The organism is Natronoarchaeum sp. GCM10025321, from assembly GCF_042663585.1.
Lineage (GTDB): Archaea > Halobacteriota > Halobacteria > Halobacteriales > Natronoarchaeaceae > Natranaeroarchaeum.
This window is the reverse complement of the sequence record NZ_JBHTAN010000006.1, coordinates 830,788-844,501: the sequence shown is the minus strand read 5'-3', so window position 1 is coordinate 844,501 and position 13,714 is coordinate 830,788. Positions and strand designations below refer to the sequence as shown.

Annotated in this window: 17 protein-coding genes; 8 read left to right on the top strand and 9 right to left on the bottom strand. The window is 63.4% G+C overall.

Annotated elements, in window-relative coordinates:
- The first annotated feature begins 38 nt into the window (after positions 1 to 38).
- Both ACFQL3_RS07140 and ACFQL3_RS07135 read left to right on the top strand, forming a co-directional pair.
- Entirely contained in the window at positions 39 to 584 is a 546-nt protein-coding gene (locus ACFQL3_RS07140) for a hypothetical protein (protein ID WP_377052737.1), read from the top strand.
- Between the two features lie 61 nt (positions 585 to 645).
- Complete coding sequence (locus tag ACFQL3_RS07135) at positions 646 to 1,473, top strand: inositol monophosphatase family protein (RefSeq protein ID WP_377052735.1); 828 nt, start codon at positions 646 to 648, stop codon at positions 1,471 to 1,473.
- Positions 1,474 to 1,487: 14 nt separating this feature from the next.
- On the opposite strand, the gene phnE is transcribed toward ACFQL3_RS07135, so the two are convergent.
- From phnE to ACFQL3_RS07120, 3 genes are all read right to left on the bottom strand, one after another.
- Positions 1,488 to 2,510, bottom strand: a complete 1,023-nt coding sequence (phnE, locus tag ACFQL3_RS07130) for a phosphonate ABC transporter, permease protein PhnE (RefSeq protein ID WP_377057048.1) — start codon at positions 2,508 to 2,510, stop codon at positions 1,488 to 1,490.
- 127 nt (positions 2,511 to 2,637) lie between these two features.
- Positions 2,638 to 3,411, bottom strand: a complete 774-nt coding sequence (locus ACFQL3_RS07125) for a phosphonate ABC transporter ATP-binding protein (RefSeq protein ID WP_377052733.1) — start codon at positions 3,409 to 3,411, stop codon at positions 2,638 to 2,640.
- A gap of 26 nt (positions 3,412 to 3,437) precedes the next feature.
- The gene (locus tag ACFQL3_RS07120) at positions 3,438 to 4,556 is read right to left on the bottom strand and encodes a phosphate/phosphite/phosphonate ABC transporter substrate-binding protein (protein ID WP_377052731.1); all 1,119 of its coding nucleotides are present in this window, start codon (positions 4,554 to 4,556) and stop codon (positions 3,438 to 3,440) included.
- 452 nt (positions 4,557 to 5,008) lie between these two features.
- Here ACFQL3_RS07120 and ACFQL3_RS07115 point away from each other — a divergent pair, with 452 nt between their 5' ends.
- Positions 5,009 to 6,061, top strand: a complete 1,053-nt coding sequence (locus tag ACFQL3_RS07115; protein WP_377052729.1) for a presenilin family intramembrane aspartyl protease PSH — start codon at positions 5,009 to 5,011, stop codon at positions 6,059 to 6,061.
- Positions 6,062 to 6,072: 11 nt separating this feature from the next.
- Here ACFQL3_RS07115 and ACFQL3_RS07110 read toward each other — a convergent pair whose 3' ends face one another.
- From ACFQL3_RS07110 to ACFQL3_RS07100, 3 genes are all read right to left on the bottom strand, one after another.
- Positions 6,073 to 7,071, bottom strand: coding sequence for an ornithine cyclodeaminase family protein (locus ACFQL3_RS07110; protein ID WP_377052724.1), 999 nt, complete (start codon positions 7,069 to 7,071; stop codon positions 6,073 to 6,075).
- A 94-nt stretch (positions 7,072 to 7,165) separates the two neighbouring features.
- Positions 7,166 to 7,585, bottom strand: a complete 420-nt coding sequence (locus tag ACFQL3_RS07105; RefSeq protein WP_377052722.1) for a DUF3054 domain-containing protein — start codon at positions 7,583 to 7,585, stop codon at positions 7,166 to 7,168.
- An 85-nt stretch (positions 7,586 to 7,670) separates the two neighbouring features.
- Complete coding sequence (locus ACFQL3_RS07100; protein ID WP_377052720.1) at positions 7,671 to 8,246, bottom strand: class I SAM-dependent methyltransferase; 576 nt, start codon at positions 8,244 to 8,246, stop codon at positions 7,671 to 7,673.
- Positions 8,247 to 8,337: 91 nt separating this feature from the next.
- On the opposite strand from ACFQL3_RS07100, the gene ACFQL3_RS07095 reads away from it, so the two are divergent.
- The 4 genes from ACFQL3_RS07095 (at position 8,338) to ACFQL3_RS07080 (ending at position 10,892) form a co-directional block, all read left to right on the top strand.
- Entirely contained in the window at positions 8,338 to 8,781 is a 444-nt protein-coding gene (locus tag ACFQL3_RS07095) for an acyl-CoA thioesterase (RefSeq protein ID WP_377052718.1), read from the top strand.
- Positions 8,782 to 8,829: 48 nt separating this feature from the next.
- On the top strand, positions 8,830 to 10,125 hold the full coding sequence (locus ACFQL3_RS07090) for a hypothetical protein (protein ID WP_377052716.1): 1,296 nt from the start codon (positions 8,830 to 8,832) through the stop codon (positions 10,123 to 10,125).
- 102 nt (positions 10,126 to 10,227) lie between these two features.
- On the top strand, positions 10,228 to 10,578 hold the full coding sequence (locus ACFQL3_RS07085; RefSeq protein WP_377052714.1) for a helix-turn-helix transcriptional regulator: 351 nt from the start codon (positions 10,228 to 10,230) through the stop codon (positions 10,576 to 10,578).
- Positions 10,579 to 10,628: 50 nt separating this feature from the next.
- A complete protein-coding gene (locus tag ACFQL3_RS07080) occupies positions 10,629 to 10,892 on the top strand; it encodes a hypothetical protein (protein WP_377052712.1) in 264 nt (87 codons plus the stop codon).
- 21 nt (positions 10,893 to 10,913) lie between these two features.
- Here the strand turns inward: ACFQL3_RS07080 and ACFQL3_RS07075 are convergent, their stop codons facing one another.
- Entirely contained in the window at positions 10,914 to 11,840 is a 927-nt protein-coding gene (locus tag ACFQL3_RS07075) for an alpha/beta fold hydrolase (protein WP_377052710.1), read from the bottom strand.
- Positions 11,841 to 11,918: 78 nt separating this feature from the next.
- Here ACFQL3_RS07075 and ACFQL3_RS07070 point away from each other — a divergent pair, with 78 nt between their 5' ends.
- Entirely contained in the window at positions 11,919 to 12,119 is a 201-nt protein-coding gene (locus ACFQL3_RS07070; RefSeq protein ID WP_377052708.1) for a hypothetical protein, read from the top strand.
- Here the strand turns inward: ACFQL3_RS07070 and gatA are convergent, their stop codons facing one another.
- Together gatA and gatC are read right to left on the bottom strand one after the other, a co-directional pair.
- The gene (gatA, locus tag ACFQL3_RS07065; protein ID WP_377052706.1) at positions 12,120 to 13,385 is read right to left on the bottom strand and encodes an Asp-tRNA(Asn)/Glu-tRNA(Gln) amidotransferase subunit GatA; all 1,266 of its coding nucleotides are present in this window, start codon (positions 13,383 to 13,385) and stop codon (positions 12,120 to 12,122) included.
- On the bottom strand, positions 13,382 to 13,660 hold the full coding sequence (gene gatC / locus ACFQL3_RS07060; RefSeq protein ID WP_377052704.1) for an Asp-tRNA(Asn)/Glu-tRNA(Gln) amidotransferase subunit GatC: 279 nt from the start codon (positions 13,658 to 13,660) through the stop codon (positions 13,382 to 13,384). The genes gatA and gatC overlap by 4 nt, the downstream gene beginning before the upstream one ends.
- Positions 13,661 to 13,714 lie beyond the last annotated feature (54 nt).

Genomic DNA, 13,714 nt, shown 5'->3' with positions numbered 1-13,714 from the left:
TAGACACCCTTTAGTCCCCGCTCGCCAATCCTGTCGGTATGCCGAACTTCGAGGGAACGAGTGCCATCGAGACCTACTCCGGCGTCGCCTTCGACCCGCTCGACCCGGAGCCAGCATCGGTCAGGGTCGAGGACGTCGCACACGGGCTGGCGAACACCTGTCGGTATGCCGGCCAGTGTCAGTTCTACTACTCCGTCGCGACCCACGCGCTCTACGTGAGCCGTGAACTCGAGGAGTACGGGCCGCTTGTACAGCTTTACGGACTCTTTCACGACGCAAGCGAGGCGTACATCACCGACGTCCCCCGCCCAGTGAAACGCAAACTCGAGGAGTACGACTCCATGGAGCGGGAGATTCTCGCCGCCGTCTGGGAACGGCTGGACGTTCCCGCTCCGACCGACGAGCAGTGGACCGCGGTGATGGACGCCGACGACATGTTGCTCAGATACGAGGCCGACACACTGCTCTCGGAGTTTGCGCCCTCGCCGGTTCCGGACCTGTCTCACGAACTGACGCCGGGGCGTCCCGGCGAAGCGCGCGACCTGTTTCTCGACCGGGCGGAACGGCTTCGCGAGCGCGTCTGATCCGCTCCGAACGGTCGCCGAAATCGCCACCGCTAAACCCCTAGCACCTGAACTTTCTGGGATGGACCGAACGTCGACCGACGCTGACGGGACGCCGGATTGCGAGCAGTTGACGACGATCACACGGGAGAGCGCCGCCGCGGGGAGCGCAGTCGCCGCGGCGTCGTTCCGGACGGATCTCGACGTCGAGCAGAAATCGGAGAAGACGGATCTCGTCACCGCGGCCGACCGCAAGGCCGAAGCCGCGGTCGAAGAACGCATCCGGGAGTCGATGCCCGAAGCCACGATTTACGGCGAGGAGAGCGCGACCGGAGAGCTACCGGAGGAGGGCACCGTCTGGATCGTCGATCCGATCGACGGGACGAACAACTTCGTCCGGGAGAACCGTCGCTGGGCGACGAGCGTCGCCTGTCTCGTCGACGGCGAAGCGGTCGCGGCGGTAAACGATATGCCGGCACTGGGCGACACCTACGTCGGAACGCCCGAGGGTATCCGGCGGAACGGGGAGCCAGTTTCGGTCAGCGACCGCTCCGATCCGGAGACGTTTCAGGTCGTCCCGACGGTCTGGTGGCCGCGGGACCGGCGGCGGGAGTACGGCGCGGCAACGGGCGCGATAGTCCGCCGATTTGGCGACCTCCGGCGGGTCGGGTCGGCGCAGGCGGCGCTATCGCTACTTGCCGCTGGCTCTGTCGAGGGCGTTCTCACGAACGTCGAGACGAACGCCTGGGATACGGTCGCGGGCGTCGCGATGGTCCGGTGGGCCGGTGGCGAGGTCACCGACCTCGACGGCGAGCCGTGGACCCCGCAGAGTCGCGGCCTCGTCGCATCGAACGGGAACGCCCACGAGGAACTGCTGAAAGCGGTGGCCGAGATCGACGCGGCGCGATAAAAAAGGAGAGACGTCTACCGCATGAGCGAGTCGGCCATCCGCTGCGGGAAGCCAGTGATCAGCTCCCACAGGCTCATTTCCACGTCGTCCGAGCGGAGCCGCGATCGGAGCCGCTGGCTGAACAGCTCGACGGAGATGATGAGAACGAAGATAGCGAGCAACGTCGCCATCATCTCGGTGAACCGCAGCAGATTCTGCTGAGCAGTCAGGACGTAGCCCAGCCCGCCCGCGCCGATGACGCCGACGGTGACGCCGATCCGGACGTTGATCTCGAAGATGTACAGCGTCCACGCGATGAACGCTGTGCGAACCTGACTCAACATGCCGAAGAAGACGATCTGGGGTTTGTTCGCACCGGTCGTCCGCATCGCCTCGATCGGCCCGTCCTCGATCTCCTCGAGTTCGTCGACGAACAGGCGTCCGAGGTTCCCGATCGTGTCGAACGCGATCGCGATCGCCGCGGACGCAGGACCCAGTCCGAGGAAGGGAATGAAGATCAGCGTCCAGATGATCGCCGGGATCGCCCGGATGAACGACATCGTGCCACGGAAGATGAAGTTGAACGGAAACGGCGTGACACGTTCGGAGCCGAGCGTCCCGAACACTAACGCGAACGGGAACCCGATGACGGTCCCGACGAATCCCATTGCGAGCGTGATACCGGCCTCACCGAAGATCTGGAAGATCCCGAGCTCCTGGAAAAAGAACGCATACATGTCGGTCAGGTTCGGCGGGAACTGGAACAACAGCCCACCGATCTCGGGGTCGTACAGCAGGTTCTCCTGGCGGATGAACGAGATGTACTGGCTGATGTCGAGGAACGGGATTACGTCGAAGTATCTCGTGATCGGGAAGAACCCGGTCAGCGACTCGACGAACGTCTCGAGGCGCGCGTCGGGGTTGAGTAGTTCGGTCGCGGCGAATGCCTGGATCGTCGCAAAGACGAGGAACCCAGCGAGCGCGACCCAGCCGACTGCGCGGCGCCGTCTCGTCCGTTTGATGTTCTCGAACTGTTCCGCGATCCGACCCGGAGTCATATCGCTATCGATCTCCTCGCCACCGTCGGTGGTTGGCGTGTCGCCGGATTCACTCGAATCGGTGTGGGCGGATCCTACGTCCACGTCGTTGTCATCGTCTCTCACTGGATGATCAGCTCCGTTTGTGTCACTGTGTTGCGTTCTCTTTGTCCGCCGTTTCACCACCGACAAACATCCCATCGGTATCGATATCACCGTAGATGGTGTCGATCGCGTCGATCGTGAGTTCGTCGCGGTACCCGTCGAACACTTTGTGGCCGTTTCGCAGGCCGATGAACCGCTGTCCGAACTTCCGCGCGATGTTCACTTGATGGAGACTACAGAAGGTGGTCAGTCCACGGTCTTTCGAGGCGGCCAACAAGTACCGCATCACGTCCTGTGCGCTGCCCGGGTCGAGGCTCGCGACCGGCTCGTCCGCGAGGAGGACCTCCGGCTGCTGGACGAGTGCTCGGGCGATCCCGACCCGCTGTTGTTGGCCACCGCTCATGCTGCGCGCCTTCTGTTGGGCCTCCTCCAGCAGGCCGACAGTGTCGAGCGCGTCAAGCGCCCGGTGTTTCTCCTTCTCGTCCTGTAGCTGCAACACACTAGAAAAGAATCCGGAGCGATAGATGCCCCCGGAAAGCGAGTTCGAGTACGCCGTCATATCGCCGATGATGTTGTGCTGTTGGAAGATCATCGCCACTTCGGGGCGGGGGTCAACCATCGGCTCGCCGGCGATCACTATCTCGCCATCGGTCGGTGAGAGTAATCCACTTAGCGTCCGTAACAGGGTGGATTTGCCGGAGCCAGAGACGCCGAGAACGATAACGAACTCTCCTTCGGGCACCGAGAAGGACACGTCGTCGAGCGCAACTGTGTCGCCAAATCGTTTCGTGAGACCGTCTACTTCGATATAGCTCATAGTAATAAATACATAGTAACCGACGCCTAGAGGTTGGCCCAGTCCAGCCCGAGCTCCTGACCCAGCTCCGCGACCGGGTCGAAATCGCTGACGCTTGCCTCGACGACGCCGCTGAACCACAGTTCGTGGTCCTGAACGAGCTGGACGTCATCGAGTTCATCCTCGGAGAGTTCGTCTTCTTCCATGTCGAGCAGTTCGGGATCAATGCTGAGTGCCTCCGCGATGTCGGCCTGTGACTCGTGCTGGAACGCCTCCTCCGGTGCGTCGATCATGAGCTGTCGGAGTTCGTCCTTGATCGGCTCGTCCCACGCGGCGTTGCTCACGATCGGGGCCCGCGGGATCGGGTCGGAAACGGCGAGCAGTTGGAGCTCGGGGTCTCGCTCGCCGGCGCTATCGTACTCCGCGGAGATATCGACGAACTCCTGTGACATCTCGTCGAACTGCTCCTGTGGGACGTGCCCTGCCGTCGAGAACGCACCGGTACCGGCGGCAGCGATCCGGTCATCGTTGATAAGCTGATCGCGTGCGGTGGAGTGGTCCGAGGTCCTGAGGTCGAAATCCTCGGGCGAGCCAGCGGGTGCGTTGCCGATATCGAGGCCCGCGTTTCTGAGCATCAGGAGGGGGAACAGTGTTCCGGAGACGGATGTCGCCCCCGCGGATGCGAAGACCTCGCCTTCGATGTCGCTCAGTTCCTCGATATCGCTGTCGGCTCTCGTGGTAATGAGCGAGAAGTACCGTTCCGCCCCGTAGGCAACGCGCAGCCCCGTGACGTCGATCTCCTCGGGGATCTGTGCGACCGCGCCGGGCGAGGTGTCCGCAAAGACACGGTCGCCCTCGGACGCGCGCCGGAGTTCCTGTGCTGTTCCGGAGTAGCTCTGAGTGGGCTGCTCGACGATCTCGACGTCCGCCTCCGATTCGAGATACTCGAACAGTGGCTGATACTGTACCCGAATATCGATCTCCTCTTCTGCGGGATTCATTACCCACGTGACCTCCGTCGGGTCGTCGGTGTCACCGGTAGTCCCGCCGTTTTCGCCGCCATTCTCACCGTCGCCTCCGACACATCCGGATATGCCGAGGATCCCTGCGGCTCCCGCGGTTTTTAAGAACCTTCGCCTGTTCGCCGATGGTCTGTTATCTGCCATGATACCATCACTTTACTCAATGATAAAATGCGTTTCTATTACTGATATATATCTCTTAATAGATTTTGTATCTTCCAACAAAGGATCCAGTATCGTAACCGATCCACGGTCGGCTAAGGTGGCGACGCCCGGGATGGTTGGTTGGGCGTCGTTTCCCAGGATACCGGGGACCGGACCTTCGTACAGAGCCAGTCTCCCGAGAACACACCGGAACGGTGTTCGTCGTGTGGAGTCGATCATGATGTCGTCACCAGTTACGGGACACGGTCCGACAATGAGTGTACAGGTCGACCGGGTACGGCGGGAGCCGAGCAAAAGCGAACGTGACGCAGTTCGGTTCGGAGCTCGGGGAAACGTCTACGTTTCTCATAGTGTCAGCCGCTCGGGTGAGCGGTAGCTACGGAACGACCGACAACACAACGCCGATTACCCCCCATCGGTAAGAAGGTGGTATGAACGATCGTACGCGACTCGTTGCGGCCGTGGCGGGAACGGTCGCACTCTTCGTCCTCGTCCAGTTGGGCGCACTCGCGCTGGTCGAGCCGTTCCAGCAAGCCGAGTATCAGGCCGTCGAGGACCCGTCAGACCCGGCGAACAGCGCGCTCTTTTTCGGGGCTATCCTCGTCGCCACCCTCGTGATGCTGGCCGTGATCAAGTACGAGGCCGAGTGGCTGATCCGCGCCGGCGTCATCGGCGTCAGCGGGATGCTCGCCTGGTACGTGCTCAACGCCATCGTCCCAGTAGGATCCGTCGCGGGTGTCCCGCTCGCTCTCCTGCCGATACTGGCGGCGCTCGCCGTCATCCTCGGCCTGGTCTATCATCCCGAGTGGTACGTCATCGACGCCGCCGGGGTGTTGATGGGCGCGGGTGCCGCAGGGATGTTCGGCATCAGTTTCGGACTCCTACCAGCAATCGTTTTCCTCGCCGTGCTGGCCGTCTACGACGCGATCAGCGTCTACAAGACGGAGCACATGCTCACCCTCGCGGACGGCGTGATGGGCCAGAAGATTCCCGTCCTGCTCGTCATTCCGACCACGTTCTCGTACTCGTTCCGCGAGGCCGGTGCGGGCGATGAGATGACCGACGAAACCGCCCCAGACGGCGGAGACGTGGAGGCCGAATCTGACGATATCGTGGACGCTGAGGAGGACGAATCCGCAGATACCGGAGATGAGGAGCAGGCCCCGGAGGGCGTCCGGGATGCTCTGTACATCGGTCTCGGCGACGCCGTGATGCCGACGATTCTGATCGCGAGCGCCGCGTTCTTTATTCCGGCGGAGGCGGCCGCCCAGTTCGATATCCCGGTCATATCGATGAATCTCCCAGCCCTCGGCGCGATGGTTGGGACGCTCATCGGACTCGTGATACTCCTCCGGATGGTGCTCGAAGGGCGTGCACACGCCGGACTCCCGCTCCTGAACGGCGGAGCAATCGCGGGCTACCTGCTCGGCGCACTCGGCAGCGGCATCACGCTGTTGCAGGCGGTCGGCCTCAACCCCTTCTGAACGCGGCCGGGTCAGCGTCCGGTGAGTGCCTCGCTTGCGGGCGAGAACTCGATCTCCGTCCCTAGTCCCGCATCCAGCGCTCGTTCGTAGACCAGCGCGCCGCCGGCGACGGTTTCGATACCGGTGCCGCCGCTGTCGAAGATGGTGATTTCGTCGGCCGAACTCCGCCCTTCGACTGTTCCGGCAACGACCTCGCCCAGTTCCGCGTGGACGTGGCTCTCGTCGACCACTCCCTCCTCGACGGCGTGGATGAACGATCCGGCGTCGATCTCGATCCGCTCGCGCAGATCGGGGACGTAGGTCGCCCGCTCGATTGTCGTCGTATCGAGTTCGCGCTTCTCGGCGTTGTACTGGCCCATCGCGGTGACGTGGGTGCCTGCCTCGAGGCGGTCGCCGTCGAAGACTGGCTGGCTGGCGTTCGTCGCTGTGATCACCACGTCGGCCCCCTCGACGGCGGCCGCGCTCGCCTCGACAGGCCGGACGTCGGCCTCCAGCAGGTCGTCCATCTCGGTGGCGAACGACTCGCGGTGCTCGCGCGTCGGCGAGAACACGTCGACGCGCTTGAAATCACGGACCGTGGCCGTCGCGCGAAGTTGTCCACGCGCCTGTGCCCCGCTCCCGATGACTGCGAGCGTCTCGGCGTCGTCCCGGGCGAGCGCGTCGACGCCGACCGCACCGGTCGCCCCGGTCTTGAACGGGTTCATGCTCGCGCCGTCGAGTATGGCGAGCGGTTCCCCGCTCTCGGCGTCGAACAGCGGGGTCATGAACCACGCGTCCTGCTCGCCGAAACCTGCGGCGTACATGTACCCACCCATCACGCCGGTCTCCGGAAGGACGGCCGCGTAATCGGTGAGCATCCCCGGCGGATCGCCGCGCAACAGTCTGGTCCGGGGGCGGGCCGGAGCGCCCTCGCCGTGCTGTCGATAGCCCTCGCGGACCGCCTCGACGAACTCGTCCGGACTTGCCAAGCCATCCACGTCACTACTGGAGAGAAACAGTGCCTGCGTCATACGCGATGTCTACGAGCGCATCCGAGAAGAGTCCACTGGCGGTCGACCCCGCGGGTTGCCCGGCGTCGGGCGAGCAGTACCGTTCAGTCAGCGGTCATCGACCCGCCCAGAAGCGGGCAACGACGAGTCGCCACGGCACGACAACGGCGAGGACGGTCAGAGTCATCACGAGATTGAACGGCCACGTGGCGCTCCCCTCGAACAGCGGCGACGCGCGCAGGACGAGGGCGATGTTGACCGCAGCGAAAGAGGCCACCGCGCTCAGTCGGGCCGCCGTCCCGAGATCGGTCAGTACTTCGGTTCCGTACAGACCGGCGAGGCCCGCACAGAGGAGCCACCCGACGACGAATGGGGTGATCGTCTCGGCCGCCGACAGCGGGCTAGCAAAGCCGGCCGCCCCGTGGTGCTGGTACAGGCCGACCGAGACGATACCGATCACTGCGAGCAGGTCGCCGGTGAGTACGCCTAGCCGTCTCGAGTCACCGAGCGGGAGGCGTGCGGAGAGCGTGGACATACTCGGACTTTTGGCTCGACGAATAAGGACGTACTGGAATCAGAGCGGGCCAGATCGGGTGCTGGAGAGGCGTCGACCGCGCCGCTCAATCGGGCTTGACGCCGACAGCCGTGTAGTCGAAGCCACGTTCGGGAACGGTCGGCGACAGGCCAGCGTCGCCGAGAATCCCTGCGAGTTCGTCGGCGCCGAAGAAGGTCGACTCGAAGCCGATCAGATGTTCGCCCGCCACGAGCAACCGCCCGAGGACGGTGTTCGGATCGAAATCGCGGATCACCAGCACCCCGCCCGGTGCGAGGACGCGTGCCGCCTCCGCGATAGCCTCTCTCGGCCGACCGATATGGTGTAAAGCGTCGACGATCGTCACCGCGTCGACGGACTCGTCCGCGACCGGAAGCCGTACGGCGTCACCGCGGATGCCCGGAATGTCGCGTTCTGCGGCCTGTGCGAGCATATCGGCGGACGCGTCGACGACTGTCCAGTTCACGCCGGGCAGCGCACGTGCCGCACGACCGGTCCCGCCGCCGACATCTAAACCGATCTCGATCTCCCGGGTACCGAGATCGAGTCCTCGCCGTAACACCGCCGGGTCCGCATCCGGCATAAACAGGTCATAGAACCTCGCAAACAGGTCGAAATACCGAACGTCGCTCGATCCGGACATAGCGATACTTGTCCCCCGGCCGGCAAAAAGAGGCGTGATCGGTGCTGTCAGATCCCGCGGACTCTTGGGTCCCCGCCGTCTACGACATGTCATGCCGAGCCTTCTGGAGACTCACATCGAGAACCGGTACCGCGTACAGCCGAACCACGCCAACAACTACGAGACCGCACATGGAGGGAACGTGATGAAGTGGATGGACGAGGTCGGCGCGATGTCGGCGATGCGGTTCGCCGGCCACTCCTGTGTCACCGCAAACGTGGACGAACTCGACTTCCAGCGACCGATCCCGATCGGCGACAACGTCCTCGTAGAAGCGTACGTCTACGAGGCCGGCCGGACGAGCGTCCGCGTTCGTCTCCGGACGTTCCGGGAGAACCCCCGAACCGGCGTCCAGGAGCAGACGACCGAATCAGCGTTCGTCTTCGTCGCGCTGGACGACGGATCGCCGGTGGAGGTTCCGGATCTTTCCATCGAGTCGGAACGGGGCGAACGACTGCGAGCAGAGGCGCTGGAGTCCGATGCCAGAAACGACTGATCCTCTCGCCCAGTAAATATAACTCAGGCTACGCAGTATGGATATCCAGTGAGACGGACAGTCAGTATCGTTCTGGCAATTCTCGTGATCGCTGTGGGGGTCTCGACGGCAATGTCGCTTGTTGCACCACCGACTACGGATCTCGTCGCTCCCGAGGACGACACCGAACGCAACATGGTCCAGCTAGAGGGCAGTGAGAGTGCCTTTTCGCCGTATCTGAGTTCGACGAAGCAACACAAAAAGGGGAGTTCGGTCAACGTCGTCGTCCGCGCTGACCTCGACACTACGCTACAGCGGATGACCGAAACCGGTGACTGGAACGTGACTCAGGGAGAGGAACAGGAAGTCGGGCCCGAGGAACTCTCCGCCGAACAGATCGAACTCGACACGGCCGGCGGCACCTCGATGGAGTGGGACGAAGCGGGCGGTGCAACACGGTACGCGTTCGTCGACGACACGAACAGCAATGACGATGGCGAGTTCGTCACCGAGTCCGCCCAGATCCACTTCGGCGATTACTACGGCCATCGGTATCACATCCGGATGTACGAGGCACCCCACCCCAACGACGAGTGGGTGATCATGCAGGCCCACAACGAGCACTTCGACTGGTTCACGCTTCGCCACGCGGTCCACGGTAACGACGAAGCTCAGCGGCAGGTCGAACTCGACTTCAGGAACCAGCCGTTCACCGACGAAGTCTGGCGAATGTACGTTGGAAACGACGAACCCTACGACAACGATGGCTGGATGACCGTCGTCGAGTTCGCGTGGATGTTCCCCCTGTTCATGATCGGGGCGATCAGCCGCCAGCGCCTCCGAGACAGTGTCAGGCGGCTCTGGCAGAGCTTGAGTTACGTCGACAGGCGGCGTCTCCGCGCCGCGTACAACCGCCTGACGTTGAATCACATCCTGCTGTTCGGCGGAATCGTCGGGCTGTACTTCGGCGTTCGGGTCGGTGGGATACTGCTGGAACGGCACGTCCCCGCGCTCACGATGCACAACATCGCTGGGCTCCTGTACCCGTTTATCGCGGTGGGGATTCCGCTCGTGACGTATCTGATCGCACGCCGCATGACCAGACGGATGGACGCCGGCGTCGTCGCCGCCGGCGCGCTGTCGACGGCCGTGGTACTGGATCTGATGGCGCTATCGGTAGCCGTGATGCCCATCGGAATCGTCCTCCAGCGGGCGGGTATCGTGCTCGCACTGGGACTGATCGCCATCGGTTCGACTGACCGGGCGACCAGACAGGCGAACGAGGCCCTACCGAACGACTGGCTCGTCGTTGGCGGCACGCTGTGGGTGGCGCTTCTGGGCGCAACGCTCATGGGCTGGATCTAGGGACGTCTGCGACGGCAGGAAGGCCAATTTTAAGCCCGTTGCTCTCAGTATTGCATATATGATCATGCCGTCAGATCTCTCCGCGACGTGGGGGCGATATCGATGAGCATCTCGGCTGCAGAAGAGGAGCTCACGGAGGAAGAGCACGCCGGGCTCGAACTAGTCCGCGAGACGGGAGGGATTCACCAGAGCGAACTCTGGAAGGAACTCGACATCTCGTCGCGGCAGGGGAGCCGGATCGTCGACTCCCTCGCCGAAAAGGACCTCGTCGACCGCGAAGAGACGGTGTATCAGGGCCACAACACCTACTACGTCTCCCCGACAGCGATGGATCTGGACTTCTCCCTGCTGATGGCTGGCGACATGCTCTCACCGTTTATCGGCGAGGAAGAGATCGATCCCCAGAGCGACGCCTTCTCGCAGTGGATGATGAACCTCGCGTACGAGGAGTAAGCCCGGTCACGGTTCGTATCTTTATACTCACCCCTGCTCTACCGACTAGTATGGCGCTCAAAAAGCTACGCCCACCGTCGCTGCTGGACGGTACCGAAACCAACGAAGCCGAAGCGGAAGCGACCGAAACAGAGGCCGAAGAGACCGAGACGGAGGAGGAAGCGACCGAAGACGAAGAGACGGAGGACGAAGACGCCGAATCGAGCGGCTCGCGGCTCGGAACGCTAATAAAGGGTGCCGGCGTCGCCCTGAGCGCCGGTATCGCCTTCGTCACGCTGCGAAAGCTCCGTGGCGGCGATAGCGACGACGAGTAGGACCCGGCGATCCGTTTTCCGTTATTCCGACAGATGCTCCAGCAGTAGCTCCGTCACCGCCTCCGACTCCTCCTGATGGACCCAGTGGGTCGCGTCGGGGAACCGCTCGACGCGGCCGTTCTGACAGTACTGCAGGCTCATCGGCGCGAGGTCTGGGATCAGTGCGGTGTCTTCCTCGCCCCAGACGATGAGCGTCGGGTGGTCTATCGCTTCGTCCTGGGAGTGGCCAGTGCCCTCAGCCCTTTCTGACGAGTCTCCGAGCAACAGGTCGGTCGGGTGAAGCCCGGCCGCGCGGTACCAGTTTATAAGTCCCGATAGCGAGTCTGCCGCCGCCCAGCTTGCCCGATAGCGCTCGATATCGATGTCGGAGAAGGCCGCTGGCGAGCCACTTTCCAGCAGGGCGTCACCGAGACCCCGGTAGTCGTCGCGACCGAGCGCCCACTCCGGGATCCGCGGGATCTGAAAGAAGAAGACGTACCAGCTCCGCCGGAGCTGTTCGGCGCTCGACCGGAGTGCCTCCTGGAACGCTCTCGGATGCGGGACGTTGATGATTCCGAGACGGTCGACGACCTCGCTATCGATGGCTAGCTCCCACGCGACGATTGCGCCCCAGTCGTGGCCGATAACGTGGGCGGAGTCGCGGCCCTCGGTCTCGATGAGCGCCCGGATGTCGCCGGTCAGCGCCTCGATCCGGTAGGCGTCGGTGCCCTCGGGTGAGTCGCTCAGGTTGTAGCCCCGCTGGTCGGGGACGAGAACGCGATAGCCAGCGTCGACCAGCGGTTCGATCTGGTCCCGCCAGCCGTACCAGAAGTCCGGAAACCCGTGGAGGAGAACGACGAGCGGGTCATCGGGGTCGCCGGCCGTCACGACGTGGAGGTCGACCCCGTTGACCGTTCGCATTGTCGACTCGATGGAGGGCGCGTCGAGAAGGCTGGCGTCGGTTTGCATACATACCCCTTCGAGAGTGACAGTAAAATCGTTCGGGTAGCGCAGGGCGCTTATGATGCTTGAACCCCTAGAACACCCGTGATATCGAATCTGGGCGTTCTCAAGAAGGTTTTCGACGCGGACGATACAGACATGGCGGCGACCACGGAAGACGACGAACGAGAGGCACCGAAACTCCGTTCGAAGGTAGGACTGTTCCTCGCGCTGGTGGTTCTGACGGCTATCGGCGAAGCAACTGTTCTGGAGATTCGGAAACGCCAACGAGAAGGAGCGACGTAATCAGTCGAGGGCGCTACCGGCGCGGATGATCTCTTTCTCACCAAACGCGGGACCGACAAACTGGATACCGACCGGGAGGCCGTCTGCCTCGCCTGCCGGAACCGAGATGGCTGGCAGGTCCGCGAGGTTGACCGGTGTGGTGTTGGCGTCCGCGAGATACATCTTGAGCGGGTCGTCGAGGCTCTCGCCGAGTTCGAAAGGGGTAATGGGCATCGTCGGACTCGCAAGCACGTCAGCGTCCGAGAGCGCCTCGTCGAAGTCCTGTTTGACCCACGCTCTGGCGTCCTGGGCCTTCTTGTAGTACTTGTCCTGATAGCCTGCCGAGAGCGCGAAGGTACCGAGCAGGATCCGGCGTTTGACCTCGTCGCCGAAGCCCTCGCGGCGCGACGCGGCGAACGCCTCGTTCCAGTTGCCCTCGTAGCCGCCCGATTTCCCGTAGCGGACGCCGTCGAACCGCGCGAGGTTCGAGGAGGCCTCCGACATGGCGATGACGTAGTAGGCCTCGACGGCGTGTTCGACCGACGGGAGGCTCACTTCGTGATAGCTTGCGCCCTGCGATTCGAGTTCGTCGATGGCGTTCCAGAACTGCTCGACGACGCCCTCGTCGGCACCCTCGACCAGTTCCGTGGGGACGCCGATCCGAAGACCGTCGACGTCGCCGTCAGCGGCGGCGGCGTACTCGTCGTCGGGACGCTCACGCGTCGTCGCATCGTTTGGGTCCTCGCCAGCGATGGCGTCGAGCAGTTCGGCAGCGTCCTCGACGGTCTCGGCCAGCGGGCCGATCTGTTCCAGGCTGTTGCCGTACGCGATCAGGCCGTATCGTGAGACCAGCCCGTAGGTCGGCTTGATGCCGACGACGCCGCAGAACGCGGCGGGACAGCGGACCGAGCCGCCGGTATCGGTGCCCAGTGCGAGGTCGGCTTCGCCCGACGCGACTGCTGCCGCGGAGCCACCGGAGGAGCCACCGGGAACGTGTCCCGGCGCGGCCGGGTTCTCGGTCGCACCGAACGCGGAGGTTTCGGTAGTCGTTCCCATCCCGAACTCGTCCATATTCGTCTTGCCGGTGATCGTCCCACCGGCTGTTTTCAGTCGGTCGACCACGGTGGCGTCGTACGGCGGGATGTACTCGTCGAGCATCGCCGAGCCACAGGTCGTCCGGACGCCTTCAGTCGAGATGTTGTCCTTGACTGCGATCGTCTTTCCGGCGAGGGGGCCCTCTTCGTCACCCTCGATTCGCTCTTCGGTGATGTAGACGTTATCAGTCATGAGACGTTCGGCCCCTTGAAGTAGCCGTCCTCGCTCTCTTCGGCGTTCGACAACGCTTCGTTCTGCGTGAGTCCCTCCCGTTCCTCGTCCGGCCGCATCACGTTCACGAGGTCGGCGTCACGATCGACTTCAGGCACCTCGTCTAGCGTCTCGAAGTAATCGAGAATGTCGGCGAACTGCTCGGCGAACTGGTCGACCTCGTCGTCGGCGAGGTCGACCCGCGCGAGCTCCGCGGCGTGGCGGACAGTGTCGGGTCCGGCGGGGGTGTCGCTCATATACGGGGAAACTGGTGGATCGGGAGTAAGGGTTTCGATCCCTGAATCGATAGT